Source organism: Amycolatopsis sp. CA-128772, from assembly GCF_002904295.1.
Classification (GTDB): domain Bacteria; phylum Actinomycetota; class Actinomycetes; order Mycobacteriales; family Pseudonocardiaceae; genus Amycolatopsis.
Genome location: NZ_PPHG01000071.1, coordinates 48,480 through 60,531 on the forward strand (window position 1 = coordinate 48,480; position 12,052 = coordinate 60,531).

Genomic DNA, 12,052 nt, shown 5'->3' on the forward strand with positions numbered 1-12,052 from the left:
GAGGAGCGCTGTTGAAGCCGTACCCGTTCACCGCCGTCGTCGGGCTGCCCGACCTGCGCCTGGCGCTGGTCCTCTCGTCGATTTCCCCCGCCGTCGGCGGGGTGCTGGTGCGCGGCGAGAAGGGCACGGCGAAGTCGACCATGGTCCGCGCGCTGGCCGGTCTGCTGCCCGGGGTCGACGTCGTCGACGGCTGCCGGTTTTCCTGCGACCCCGCGGCTCCCGACCCGCGCTGCCCGGACGGCCCGCACGACGGCGCGAAGAGCCACCGGCGGCCGGCGAAGCTGGTCGAACTCCCCGTCGGCGCGGCCGAAGACCGCGTGATCGGCAGCCTGCACCTGGAACGCGCGCTCGCCGAAGGCGTCACGGACTTCCAGCCGGGCCTGCTGGCCGCCGCGCACCGCGGGCTGCTCTACGTCGACGAGGTCAACCTGCTGCACGACCACCTCGTCGACACGCTCCTGGACGCCGCCGCGATGGGCCGCGCGACCGTGGAACGCGAGGGCGTTTCGGTGTCGCACGCGGCGCGGTTCGTGCTGATCGGCACCATGAACCCCGAGGAGGGCGAACTGCGGCCGCAGCTGCTGGACCGGTTCGGGCTGACCGTCGAGGTCGCCTCCAGCCGCGACCCGGAGCAGCGCGTCGAGGTCGTCCGCCGCCGCCTGGCCTACGAAGCCGATCCGGACGCCTTCGCCGCGCAGTACGCGGACGAAGACGCCCAGCTCGCCGCGGACATCGAAGCGGCGCAACGGCTCCTGCCCGCCGTCAAGCTCCCCGACGACGCGCTGCGCCAGATCGCCGAAATCTGCGCGTCCTTCGAGGTCGACGGCATGCGCGCGGACATCGTCACCGCCCGGACCGCGGTCGCGCACGCGGCCTGGGCCGGCCGCGACGAGGTGACCACCGACGACGTCCGCGTCGCCGCCCGGCTCGCGCTGCCGCACCGGCGCCGCCGCAACCCGTTCGACGCCCCCGGTATCTCGGAAGAGCAGCTGGAGCAGGCCCTGCAGGACGCGCAACCGGACCCGGGGCCCGAGGACGACGGTCCCGGTTCGGGGTCGCCGCCGCCGGAGGCGCCCGAACCGCCGCAGGGCAGCGAAAGCGCGCCGCAGGGCCAGTCGCAGCAGGACGCGGGCGGGCAGCAGAAGACCGTCGGCGCCGGCGAGACGTTCAAGGCCCGCGTTTTCCGCGTGAAGGGCATGGGCGAAGGCGAGCGCGGCCGCCGGTCGCGCGCGATCACCGACAGCGGCCGGACCATCGGCGTCCAGCCCCCGAGTGTCCACGAAGGACGGCCGCACCTGGTCGCGACCGTCAAAGCCGCGGCGCCGCACCAGAAAGCCCGCGGCCGCGACGGCGCCGGCCTGAAGCTGCGCCCGGAAGACCTGCGGTACGCGCTGCGCGAAGGCCGCGAAGGCAACCTCGTGCTGTTCTGCGTGGACGCGTCCGGCTCGATGGGCGCCAAGGCCCGCATGCGCGAGGTGAAGTCCGCGGTGCTGTCCCTGCTGCTCGACGCCTACCAGCGCCGCGACAAGGTCGGGCTCGTCACCTTCCGCGGCGCCGCGGCCGAACTCGCGCTGCCGCCGACGATCAGCGTCGACGCCGCCGCGTCGCGCCTGGAAGGCCTGCCGACCGGCGGCCGCACGCCGCTGGCCGAGGGGCTGCTGGAGGCGGCGCGCGTGCTGCGGGTCGAGGAGATCCGCGACCCGCGGCGCCGTCCCCTGCTGGTCGTCGTGACCGACGGGCGAGCCACCAGCGGCCCGGACGCCGTCGCGCGCGCCCAGGCCGCGGCCGGGCTCCTGACCGGCGTCACGGCCGTCGTGATGGACTGCGAGAGCGGCAAAATGCGGCTCGGGCTGGCCGCCGAGCTCGCCGCCCACCTCGGCGCGGACCACGTCCCCCTCGCCGACGTCGCCGCCGGATCGCTGGCGGACGCCGTCCGCGCCCGCACCGGAAGGGCCGCCTGATGCCGCAGGGCAAACCGGACGCCGTCCCGAACGACGGCCTGACCACCCGCCAGCGCCGCAACCGGCCGCTGCTCGCCGTGCACACCGGCGAGATGAAGGGCAAGTCGACCGCCGCGTTCGGGATGGCGTTGCGCGCCTGGAACCAGGGCTGGTCGATCGGCGTGTTCCAGTTCGTCAAGTCGGCGAAGTGGCGCGTCGGCGAGGAAGCCGCGTTCAAGGCGCTGGGGAAGCTGCACGACGACACCGGCCAGGGCGGCCCGGTCGAGTGGCACAAGATGGGCGAAGGCTGGAGCTGGGCGCGCAAGTCCGGCACCGAGGAGGACCACGCCGAAAACGCGCGCGAGGGCTGGGCGGAGATCAAGCGCCGCCTCGCGGCCGAGACGCACGGCTTCTACGTCCTCGACGAGTTTTCCTACCTGCTGAAGTGGGGCTGGCTCGAAGTCGACGACGTGGTGTCCACTTTGGTCTCGCGGCCGGGGCACCAGCACGTCGTCATCACCGGCCGGTACGCGCCGCCGGAGCTCGTCGAGGCCGCCGACCTGGTCGCCGAGATGACCAAGGTCAAGCACCCGATGGACGCCGGCCAGAAGGGTCAGCGGGGGATCGAGTGGTAGCGCGGGTGGTCGTCGCCGCGCCCGGTTCCGGGCACGGCAAGACCACGATCGCCGCCGGGCTGATGGCGGCGCTGAAGGCGGCCGGGCACCGCGTGTCGGGGCACAAGGTCGGGCCGGACTTCATCGATCCGGGCTACCACGCGCTCGCCACCGGACGGCCGGCGCGCAACCTGGATCCCTTCCTGCAGGGCGAGGACCGGCTGGTTCCCTTGCTGCGGCACGGTTCTCACGGCGCCGACATCGCCGTGATCGAAGGCGTGATGGGCCTGTTCGACGGGGCGCTCGGCACCGAAGGGTACGCCTCGACCGCGCACGTGGCCCGGGTGTTGGACGCGCCGGTGGTGCTGGTCGTCGATGCTTCGGCCGCCTCGCGCAGCGTCGCCGCGACCGTGCTCGGCTTCGCGCACTACGACAACCGCGTGCGGCTCGCCGGGGTCATCCTCAACAAGCTCGGCTCGCAGCGGCACCGCGACGAGATCGCGTCCGCGCTGGAAGCCACCGGCGTCCCGCTGCTGGGTGCCTTGTACCGCAACGAAGAGATCCACGCGCCGAGCCGGCACCTCGGGCTCGTGCCGGCGGCGGAGCGGGCCACCGAGGCGCAGCACGTGCTGCCCGCGCTCGCCGCGTGGGTGCGCGAGGGCGTCGACATCGAGGCGATCGTCCGGATCGCGTCGGCCGCTCCGCGGCTTTCGGCCCCGGCCTGGGAACCGTCCGGTGTGGACGGTCCGCGGGTGACGGTCGCGGCGGCCGGTGGCGCGGCCTTCACCTTCCGCTACACCGAAAACGTCGAGCTCTTGGCCGCTTGCGGGGTCGACGTCGTGGACGTCGACCCGCTGCGCGACGAAGCGTTGCCCGAGGGCTGCGCCGGGCTGTACTTCGGCGGCGGGTTCCCGGAGGTGCACGCGGCCGAGCTGTCGGCGAACACGGCGTTGCGCGCGGAGGTCGCTTCGGCGATCGAACGCGGGATGCCGGTGAGTGCCGAATGCGCCGGGTTGCTGTACCTCTGCCAGTCCCTGGACGGTGTGCCGATGGTCGGTGCGGTGCCCGCGGACGCGAAGATGACCGCCCGCGGCAAGCTCGGCTACCGGCGCGCGGTCGCCGTCGAGGACAACGTCCTGGCCGTGGCCGGGCAGCGCGTCACCGGGCACGAATTCCACCGCACCGAGGTGACGCCGTCGCACGGCGCCTCGGCCGCCTGGGGCTGGGACCGGCAGCTGGACGGGTTCGCGTCGCCGACGCTGCACGCGTCCTACCTGCACGTCCACTGGGCCGGGTACCCCGAGCTGGCTCACCGGTTCGCCGCGCGGGTCCGGGCTCATGGCTGACTACGACCTGCACCACCACGGCGACCGCGAAGTCGGGCCGGGGCTGGTGGACCTGGCGGTCAACGTCCGGCTGCCGCGGCCGCCGGCGTGGCTGCGGGCGGAGCTGGTGTCCGCTGTGGACTCGCTGGCCGCCTACCCGTCCTCTGTGGACGCGGTGCGCGCGGTGGCCGCGCGGCACGGCCGGCCGGTGGAGGAAGTCCTGGTCACGGCGGGGGCCGCGGAGGCGTTCACGCTGCTGGCGTCGGCGCTGCGGCCGCGGCGGGCGGTGGTCGTGCACCCGCAGTTCACCGAGCCGGAGGCCGCACTGCGCGCTGCCGGGCACGCGGTCGAGCGGGTAATCCTGTCCGAAGTGGACGGATTCGTGCTCGACCCGGCGCTGGTGCCCTCCGACGCGGACCTCGTGTTCGTGGGCAACCCGACCAATCCGACGTCGGTGCTGCACCCGGCTTCCGTCGTGCGCTCGCTGGCGCGACCCGGCCGGCTGCTGGTGGTCGACGAGGCGTTCCTCGACGCGGTTCCCGGCGAGGCGGAGAGCCTGGCCGCCGGGCACCCGGGTGTCGTCGTGCTGCGCAGCCTGACGAAGACGTGGGGGCTGGCCGGGTTGCGGGCCGGATACGTGCTCGCCCCGGCGGACATCGTCGAGCGGCTGCGGGCGGTGCAGGTGCCGTGGTCGGTGTCGACACTGGCCGGGGTGGCGACGGTGGCGTGCTGCCGTCCGTCCGCTTTGGAGGAGGCGGAGAAGCTGGCGGTGCTGGCCGAAGCCGACCGCGAGTACCTGGTGTCCGGCTTGGCGGCGGCGGGTGTCGACGTCCTGGGCGACCCGCGTGGCCCGTTCGTGCTGGTCCGCGTCCCTGACGGGGCGGTGGTTCGCGAGCGGCTGCGCGAGGTGGGTTACGCGGTGCGCCGCGGGGACACGTTCCCCGGGCTGGGGCCGGATCACCTGCGTCTCGCGGTGCGCGACCGCTCGACGACGGATGCGTTCCTCGCCGCGTTGGAAGAAATCCGGTAAACACCGACAGGGGGTTGTCGCTGCCGTCGCCGAGAGTGGGCGGAGACCGGGAAACGCCCGGCGAGGCAGCGAAAGGACCACCACCATGCCCGGATTCAACGACGTCGCCTGGTTCGAGATCGGCACCACCGACCCGGCGGCCGCCGAACGGTTCTACGGCGAGGTCTTCGGCTGGACTGTTGCGCAGGACGAATCGGCGAGCACCGACTCGGCCTACCGCGTGATCAACACCGGCGGCTCACGCGGCGGCCTGTCCACCGGCGCGGAGAACTACGCGGTCTTCACCGTCCTCGTCGAGGACGTCGAAGCCGCCTGCAGCCGGGCCGAGGCGGCCGGGGGCACCGTGCTGCGGCCGCCGGCGGTGAACCCCGTCGGGGTGGCGTTCGCCCACCTGCGGGACCCGGCGGGCAACCACTTCTCGGTGTTCACCCCGCCAAGGTGAGCGGCTCGGCGTCGCCGTACGGGATGTCGAGGTCCTCGGGCCGCAGCCGGCGGAGCGGGGCCACCTCGGCGGTCACGGAGAACGAGGCGATCCGGTCGGTGCGGAACGCCCGGATCGCCTTGCGCAGCCGGCACCAGGCGATGAGGTACCAGTGGTCCGGCTTGCCGACGTAGCCCAGCGGCTCGATCTCGCGGCGGGTGACGGTGCCGTCGCGGTCGGCGTACCGGATGCGCAGGACCCGGCGGATGCCCAGCACCTGCGGCATCGGCGGGATGGGGCCGTCGCCGAGCAGGTGGATGCTGGCGGCGAGGTCACGGGCCATGGCGGCGTCCTCCTGCCGCATCGCGGCGACGAGCTTGCGCAGCGCCGAGCGCCCTTCCGCCCGGAAGGGGGTGCCGTCGAGGTGCCTCAGCGCGAGGGCCATGGCGACCGCTTCGGCGGCCGTCAGGTTGACCGGCGGCATGGTGTGGGCCTTGTCGAGGCAGTAGCCGCCGGTGCGGCCGGGTTCGGCGTAGATGGGCACGCCGGACTCCTGCAGCGCGCCGATGTCCCGTTCGACGGTGCGCGTGCTGACCTCGAACCGGCTCGCCAGCCACCGCGCACTCCGCGGCCGGGGCGCGACGGCCCGCAGTTCTTCGACAAGGGCGTAGAGACGATCGGTCCGGTTCACGTGGCCGACTGTAGGAGGGAGGTACGACAGTTTCAGGCGAGCGCGAGCAGCGCGGCCGCGACGGCGGCTTCGACACCCGCGCCGAGGACGTCGCCGGTGACGCCCCCTAGGCGTTGGGTGCACCTGAGGAGGAGGGCGCCGGCGGTGGCGTAGGCGAGGAGCACGGCGAGCGGCCCGCGCCACCACGGGACGCCGGGAAGCAGGGTGGCGAGCCCGGCGGCGGCCACCCCGACGGCAACCGCGGCGACGCGCGGAACCGACCCGGCGACGGTGGCGCCGAGCCCTTCGGGCCGGGCCGAGGGAACACCGCGTGCGCACGCCATCGAGAGCGTGCACCGCCCGATGAGGACGGCGGCAGCGGCCGTGAAGGGGTTGGCGGCGGCGAGCGCGCCGACCTGGACGAGGAGGACGAGAACGAGAGTGGCAACACCGGTGGGCCCGGAGTCGCCGCGGCGCATGACGTCGAGGGCTTTGCCGCGGTCGTAGGAGGCACCCAGGCCGTCGGCGGTATCGGCGAGCCCGTCGAGGTGCAGCCCCCGGCTGCCGAGCGCAACGGCCCCGAGGGCAACAGCCGCGGCGGCGAGGGCCGGAACGTCAAGCGTCCGGCCGGCGGCGACGACGAGCCCGGCGGCCACGGCCAGGGGAAGCGCGGCCAGCGGCGCAAGCAGCATGGCCCCGCCGGCAACCCGCCGATCGATGACACGGGGCGCCGGAACGCGGACGGTGGTCAACGTCCCGACGGCCATCCGCGCGGAGTCGAGCCAGCGGCTCATGCCGGCCCGTCCACAGCGCAGGGGAAAGGAGCCGGGGCGGCACGGTCGTGGCGCCGCCCGCAGCTGCTCGGCTGCGGGTGGCCGGGCAGCGGCGCGCCCTCGCGCGACGGCCGGCGGTACCGGGTGCGCGGTTGGCGCGGTCCGGCGCTGCGGCCTGGCCTCATGCCGGTACGCCCATGTCGGTGAGGATGGCGCGGGCCGTCCGCCGGGTCGCGCCGGCCCCAGCTGTTCCGCTGCGGGTGGCCGGGCAGCGGCGCGCCCTCGCGCGACCGCCCGCGGTACCGGATGCGCGACCGGCGCAAGCCGGCGCTGCGGCCTGCCCTCATGCCAGATCGGCCAGCAGGCCCATGTCGGCCAGGATGGCGCGGGCCGCCCGCAAGGTCGGGACGGCCTGGACCGCGCCGCTGCCCTCGCCGAGGCGGAGCCCGAGGTCCAGGATCGGCTCCAGGCCGAGCGCCTTCAGCGCGAACGCCTGCGAGGGTTCCGTCGATCGGTGGCCGGCCAGCCACCACTGCTCCGCTCCCGGTGCGACGTCGCGCGCCACCAAGGCCGCCGCGCCGGAAAACACGCCGTCCAGCAGTACCGGGATGCCCAGGACCGCCGCCTGGACCAGGAAGCCCGCCGTGGCCGCCACGCAGGCGCTGCCCAGGGCCGTCAGGCGCTCGAACGGGTCCTCCGTTCGGCCCTCCGCCCGGGTCAGGGCCGCCGCCACCGCGGCCGTCTTGCGATCGAGGCCCGCCGCGTCGACTCCGGTGCCCGTGCCGACCACCTCCGCCGCCGGGAGGCCCAGGGATGCTGCCACCAGGGCCGCGCACATCGCCGTGTTGCCGATGCCCATGTCGCCCGGGATCAGCACGTCCGTTTCGCGCTCCTCGAGCGCGATCGCCCGGCCCGCCTCGAACGCCGCCTGGGCTTCGCCCGGGAGCAACGCGTCCTCGACGTCGATCGAGCCCGAGCCGCGGCGGATCTTGTGCGCCGTGACCTCCGGCGGAACGTCCGCGCCGTCCCAGTCGACGCCGAGGTCGGCGACCCGTACCCGGGCGCCGACCTGGGCGGCCAGGACGTTGACGCCGCTCTTGCCGGCCAGGAACACCCGCACCATCGCCGCCGTCACTTCGCGCGGGTACGCCGAGAGCGCCGAGACGCCGTGGTCGCCGGCGAAGACGACCACGCGGACGTCGTCCAGGGGGCGTGGCGGGACGCTCCCGTGGGCCGCGGACAGCCAGGCGGCGATCTCCTCCAGCCTGCCCAGCGCGCCGAGCGGCTTGACCAGGCCGTCGAGCCGCTCCAGGGCGGCGGTGCGGGCGGCAGGGTCGGGCACGGGTACGTTGAACACGGGCGCCTCCTGGCTACAGGTCGAGCGCCCGGCCCGCGACGACCAGCACGACCCGGTCGGCGTCGGCGGACACCCGGTTGTTGAGTGCGCCCAGCACATCACGGAACAGCCGTCCGGACGACGTTGCGGGCACCACACCGCTGCCGACCTCGTTGCTGACCGCGACCACCGGCACCCGCGCCGCGGCCCACGCGGCGAGGAAGTCCTCGAGCCGGTCGTCCAGCCGGTGCTCCCAGCCCGGCTTCTGCTGCCACGCGCCGACGTCGTCCAGCACGCGGGACAGCCACGTGCCGAGGCAGTCGATCAGCAGCGGCTCGGTCGCGCTCCGGAGGATGCCCGCGAGGTCCGTGGTCTCGACGGTCTTCCAGTTCGCCGGCCGCCGGGCCTGGTGCGCGGCCACCCGCGCGGCCCATTCGGGATCGTCCTCGCCCGCGGGCAGGCCGGGTGCGACGTAGACGAGGCGCGCGTGGTGGGCGACCAGCCGCTCGGCGTGCCGTGACTTCCCCGAACGGACGCCGCCGAGGACCAGCACCTTGCCTTCGTCGCGCCCGTACCGGCGGAGGGCGCGTGCCAGGGTCTCTAGGTACCCGGCGAGCCGGTGGGTCAGCCGCGCCGACGAACGTGTTCCAGCGGAGGCGGCATCGGACACAGTCATACCCGGCATTGTGGTGCACGCGCTACCGTGCGCCACGTGCCACTCCGTCTAGGGACAAGCGCGGCCGGACTCGTGACCGGATATGGTGCCGACGCTCTGTTCGGTGACCCCCGAACGGGGCATCCGGTCGCCCTGTTCGGTACAGCCGCGGCTCGTCTGGAACACCGTCTGTGGGCCGACTCGAAGCCGCGCGGAGTCGCGTACGCGGCGTTGTGCACGTTCGGCGCTGTCGGCCTCGGCGTAGCCCTTCAGGCGGCGACGCGGCGACGTCCCTTCGCGCGCTTCGCGGCCACCGCTGTCTGTACGTGGGTCGTGCTCGGCGGCCGCGGCCTCGCCGCCGAAGGCGCCGAAATGGCGCGGCTGCTCGAAGCGGGCGAAGTACCCGAAGCGCGTCAGCGGCTCTCGCACCTCTGCGCCCGCGACGCGACGACGCTCGACTCCGCCGAGCTGACCCGCGCGGCCACCGAGTCGATCGCCGAAAACACGTCGGACGCCGTCGTCGCGCCGTTGTTCTGGGGCGCCGTCGCCGGGATCCCGGGTCTCCTCGGCTACCGCGCGCTCAACACGCTCGACGCCATGGTCGGCTACCGCTCGCCGCGCTACCGCCGCTTCGGCTGGGCCGCGGCGCGGGCCGACGACGTCGTCAACCTGGCGCCGTCGCGGATCGGCGCCGCCCTCACGGTGCTGTCCGCCGGCGGCCGGGCGCGGGAGGCCTGGCGGACGTGGCGTCGCGACGGTGGACGGCACCCCAGCCCGAACGCCGGCCAGGTGGAGGCCGCCTTCGCGGGTGCGCTGGACGTCCGGCTCGGCGGGACGAACAGCTACGGCGGCGAGGTCGAGAGCCGGGCACGGCTCGGGGACGGGCGCGAGCCGGAACCGCTCGATCTGCGGCGTGCGGTGCGGTTGTCGCGCCGGGTCGGGGCCGCCGCGGTCGCGCTGGCGGCGGTGGCGGCCCGGTGACCGGCCTGCTCGTCGCGGGGACGACGTCCGACGCCGGGAAGAGCCTGGTCACCGCCGGGATCTGCCGCTGGCTGGCGCGCCGGGGCGTGCGCGTTGCGCCGTTCAAGGCGCAGAACATGTCCAACAACTCGATGGTCTGCGCCGACGGCGCCGAGATCGGCCGCGCCCAGTGGGTGCAGGCCCGCGCCGCCGGCGCCGAACCCGAGGCGGCGATGAACCCGGTGCTGCTCAAGCCGGGCAGCGACCGGCGCAGCCACGTCGTCGCGCTCGGGAAGCCGTTCGGCACCCTCGAAGCGGGGGAGTACGCCACCGGGCGCGCCGGGCTGGCCGAGATCGCCTTCGGCGCCTTCGCCGACCTCAGCTCGCGCTACGACGTCGTCGTCTGCGAAGGCGCGGGAAGCCCGGCGGAGATCAACCTGCGCGGCGGCGACTACGTCAACATGGGGCTCGCGCGGCGGTTCGGGCTGCCGGTGCTGGTCGTCGGCGACATCGACCGCGGCGGTGTGCTGGCGGCGATGTTCGGCACCCTCGCGCTGCTGTCGGCCGAGGACCAGGCGCTGGTCGCGGGCTGGGTGGTCAACAAGTTCCGCGGCGACGTCGGGCTGCTGCGCCCGGGCCTGGACAGCCTCGAAAAGGTGACCGGACGGCCGGTGCTGGGCGTGCTGCCGTGGCTCGACCGCGTGTGGATCGACTCGGAGGACGCCCTCGCGGCGGCGGGGTGGCGCCGCGAGACGCACGGCGGCGGGCTCGGCGTGGCGGTCGTCCGGTTCCCGCGCGCGTCCAACGCCACCGACGTCGACGCGCTGGCCGCGGAACCCGGGGTCACGGTGACGCTGACGGCCGACCCCGACGTGGTCGCGGCGGCGGACGTGGTGGTGCTGCCGGGATCCCGCGCCACGGTGGCCGACCTGACCTGGCTGCGCGACCGCGGCCTCGACACGGCGCTGGCGGCCCGCGCGGCGGCCGGGCGCCCGGTCCTGGGCATCTGCGGGGGCTACCAGATGCTCACCGAGTCCATTGTGGACGAGATCGAGTCCGGCGCGGGGGCGGTGCCCGGCATGGGGTTGCTACCGGGGAAGGTGACGTTCGCGGCGGAGAAGGTGCTGGCCCGGCCATCGGGAACGTGGCGCGGCCACCGGGTGGACGCCTACGAGATCCACCACGGCTCGGTGACCACGACGGACCCGGACAAGTCCTTTCTGGACGGTGCCCGCGCGGGCGCGGTGTGGGGCACGATGTGGCACGGAGCGTTCGAGAACGACGCTTTCCGCCGCGCGTGGCTCACGGAGGCGGCGACGCAGGCGGGGGTCGCGTGGACCCCGGCCCCGGGCGCGCCGGGCTTCGGCGAGCTGCGCGAAGAGATGCTGGACAAGCTGGCGGACGCGGTGGACGAGCACCTCGACACGGCGACGCTGGCGACGCTGCTGGAGCGCGGTGCACCACCGGACCTGCCGTTCGTGCCGCCGGGCGCGCCGTAACGCGGTCAGGGGAAGAGCGCCGGGGCGAGGGTCGGAGTGGCGAGGCAATGCTTCGGCCCTGCCACCCGCGGGGCCGGAGTGGCGAGGCAATGCTCCGGCCCTGCCACCCGCGGGCCGGAGTGGCGAGCCAATGCTCCGGCCGGCTCCGGCCCTGCCGCCCGCGCGAAGCCGCAGCCGGCCCCGCGCGAAGCCGCAGCCGGCCCCGCGGCCCGCCTCAGCGGGGCAACGGACCGGTGAGCCGGCCGGAGCGTCCTTCCAGTCCGCACGTTCCGATACGTGCTCCGGCCGACCACGCCTGCTCGTCCGGTGCGTACCCGACGAGCACCAGTGACTGCGGGATCTCGAAGCCGCCGCCGAAGCGGGTGGACAGGCGGTCCTGGCAGCTGCGGTCGACCTCGGCCGCGGCTTCGGGGTCGCCCGGGTACGGCGTCTGGGGGCTCGCCACCGTGAACGCGTCGAAGACCACGCCGTCGTGCTCGCCCGCGCACGGCACCCGGACCGCGTCGCGGCCGGGGAAGGCCTTGTCGTAGCAGTTCTCGACCTCCATGGCCGCGATCGGTGCGTTCGAGGCGCTCAACGCCGCGAAGAACCACACCGTGCTCACGATCGGCAACGCCACCGCCCAGGCCACGCCCGCGGCTATGCCGCCGATCGCCCAGGCACGGCCGCGGTCGCCGGTCCGGCGGATCCGGGCCAGCGCCGCGATGCCGAACACCATGCCCAGCACCGCCGTGACCCCGAAGCACCCCAGCACCCCGGTGACCAGCGATGCGGTCGCGTACCCGTCCCGCTTGCCGGGCCCGGTCGTCGATTCCCCCATGGGAAAAGC

The 12,052-nt window shown here is 74.6% G+C and carries 12 protein-coding genes; 7 read left to right on the top strand and 5 right to left on the bottom strand.

Going from position 1 to position 12,052, the window contains the following annotated elements; genetic code table 11:
- The first annotated feature begins 11 nt into the window (after positions 1-11).
- From C2L59_RS25215 to C2L59_RS25235, 5 genes are all read left to right on the top strand, one after another.
- On the top strand, positions 12-1,961 hold the full coding sequence (locus C2L59_RS25215) for a putative cobaltochelatase (RefSeq protein ID WP_103351983.1): 1,950 nt from the start codon (positions 12-14) through the stop codon (positions 1,959-1,961).
- Positions 1,961-2,575, top strand: coding sequence for a cob(I)yrinic acid a,c-diamide adenosyltransferase (cobO, locus tag C2L59_RS25220; RefSeq protein WP_103351984.1), 615 nt, complete (start codon positions 1,961-1,963; stop codon positions 2,573-2,575). Before C2L59_RS25215 ends, cobO begins: the two co-directional genes overlap by 1 nt.
- A complete protein-coding gene (locus tag C2L59_RS25225) occupies positions 2,569-3,900 on the top strand; it encodes a cobyrinate a,c-diamide synthase (protein ID WP_103351985.1) in 1,332 nt (443 codons plus the stop codon). Before cobO ends, C2L59_RS25225 begins: the two co-directional genes overlap by 7 nt.
- Entirely contained in the window at positions 3,893-4,909 is a 1,017-nt protein-coding gene (gene cobC / locus C2L59_RS25230) for an Rv2231c family pyridoxal phosphate-dependent protein CobC (protein ID WP_103351986.1), read from the top strand. Before C2L59_RS25225 ends, cobC begins: the two co-directional genes overlap by 8 nt.
- A gap of 85 nt (positions 4,910-4,994) precedes the next feature.
- Positions 4,995-5,351, top strand: a complete 357-nt coding sequence (locus C2L59_RS25235; protein ID WP_103351987.1) for a VOC family protein — start codon at positions 4,995-4,997, stop codon at positions 5,349-5,351.
- Here the strand turns inward: C2L59_RS25235 and C2L59_RS25240 are convergent.
- The 4 genes from C2L59_RS25240 to C2L59_RS25255 form a co-directional block, all read right to left on the bottom strand.
- Positions 5,335-6,021, bottom strand: a complete 687-nt coding sequence (locus tag C2L59_RS25240) for a YafY family protein (RefSeq protein WP_233223662.1) — start codon at positions 6,019-6,021, stop codon at positions 5,335-5,337. The genes C2L59_RS25235 and C2L59_RS25240 overlap by 17 nt on opposite strands.
- Before the next feature lie 32 nt (positions 6,022-6,053).
- Positions 6,054-6,794 carry an adenosylcobinamide-GDP ribazoletransferase gene (locus tag C2L59_RS25245; protein WP_233223663.1) on the bottom strand — a complete coding sequence of 247 codons (741 nt, stop codon included), beginning with the start codon at positions 6,792-6,794 and terminating at the stop codon, positions 6,054-6,056.
- A gap of 322 nt (positions 6,795-7,116) precedes the next feature.
- Positions 7,117-8,130, bottom strand: coding sequence for a nicotinate-nucleotide--dimethylbenzimidazole phosphoribosyltransferase (gene cobT / locus C2L59_RS25250; protein WP_103351988.1), 1,014 nt, complete (start codon positions 8,128-8,130; stop codon positions 7,117-7,119).
- 13 nt (positions 8,131-8,143) lie between these two features.
- A complete protein-coding gene (locus C2L59_RS25255) occupies positions 8,144-8,785 on the bottom strand; it encodes a bifunctional adenosylcobinamide kinase/adenosylcobinamide-phosphate guanylyltransferase (RefSeq protein ID WP_103351989.1) in 642 nt (213 codons plus the stop codon).
- 36 nt (positions 8,786-8,821) lie between these two features.
- Between C2L59_RS25255 and C2L59_RS25260 the strand changes: the two genes are divergently transcribed.
- On the top strand, positions 8,822-9,745 hold the full coding sequence (locus C2L59_RS25260; RefSeq protein ID WP_103351990.1) for a cobalamin biosynthesis protein: 924 nt from the start codon (positions 8,822-8,824) through the stop codon (positions 9,743-9,745).
- Positions 9,742-11,223 (top strand): cobyric acid synthase, encoded by a 1,482-nt coding sequence (locus tag C2L59_RS25265; RefSeq protein WP_103351991.1) that lies wholly within the window; start codon positions 9,742-9,744, stop codon positions 11,221-11,223. The genes C2L59_RS25260 and C2L59_RS25265 overlap by 4 nt, the downstream gene beginning before the upstream one ends.
- Before the next feature lie 214 nt (positions 11,224-11,437).
- Here C2L59_RS25265 and C2L59_RS25270 read toward each other — a convergent pair whose 3' ends face one another.
- Positions 11,438-12,043, bottom strand: a complete 606-nt coding sequence (locus C2L59_RS25270) for a DUF4190 domain-containing protein (protein ID WP_103351992.1) — start codon at positions 12,041-12,043, stop codon at positions 11,438-11,440.
- Between the last annotated feature and the right edge of the window lie 9 nt (positions 12,044-12,052).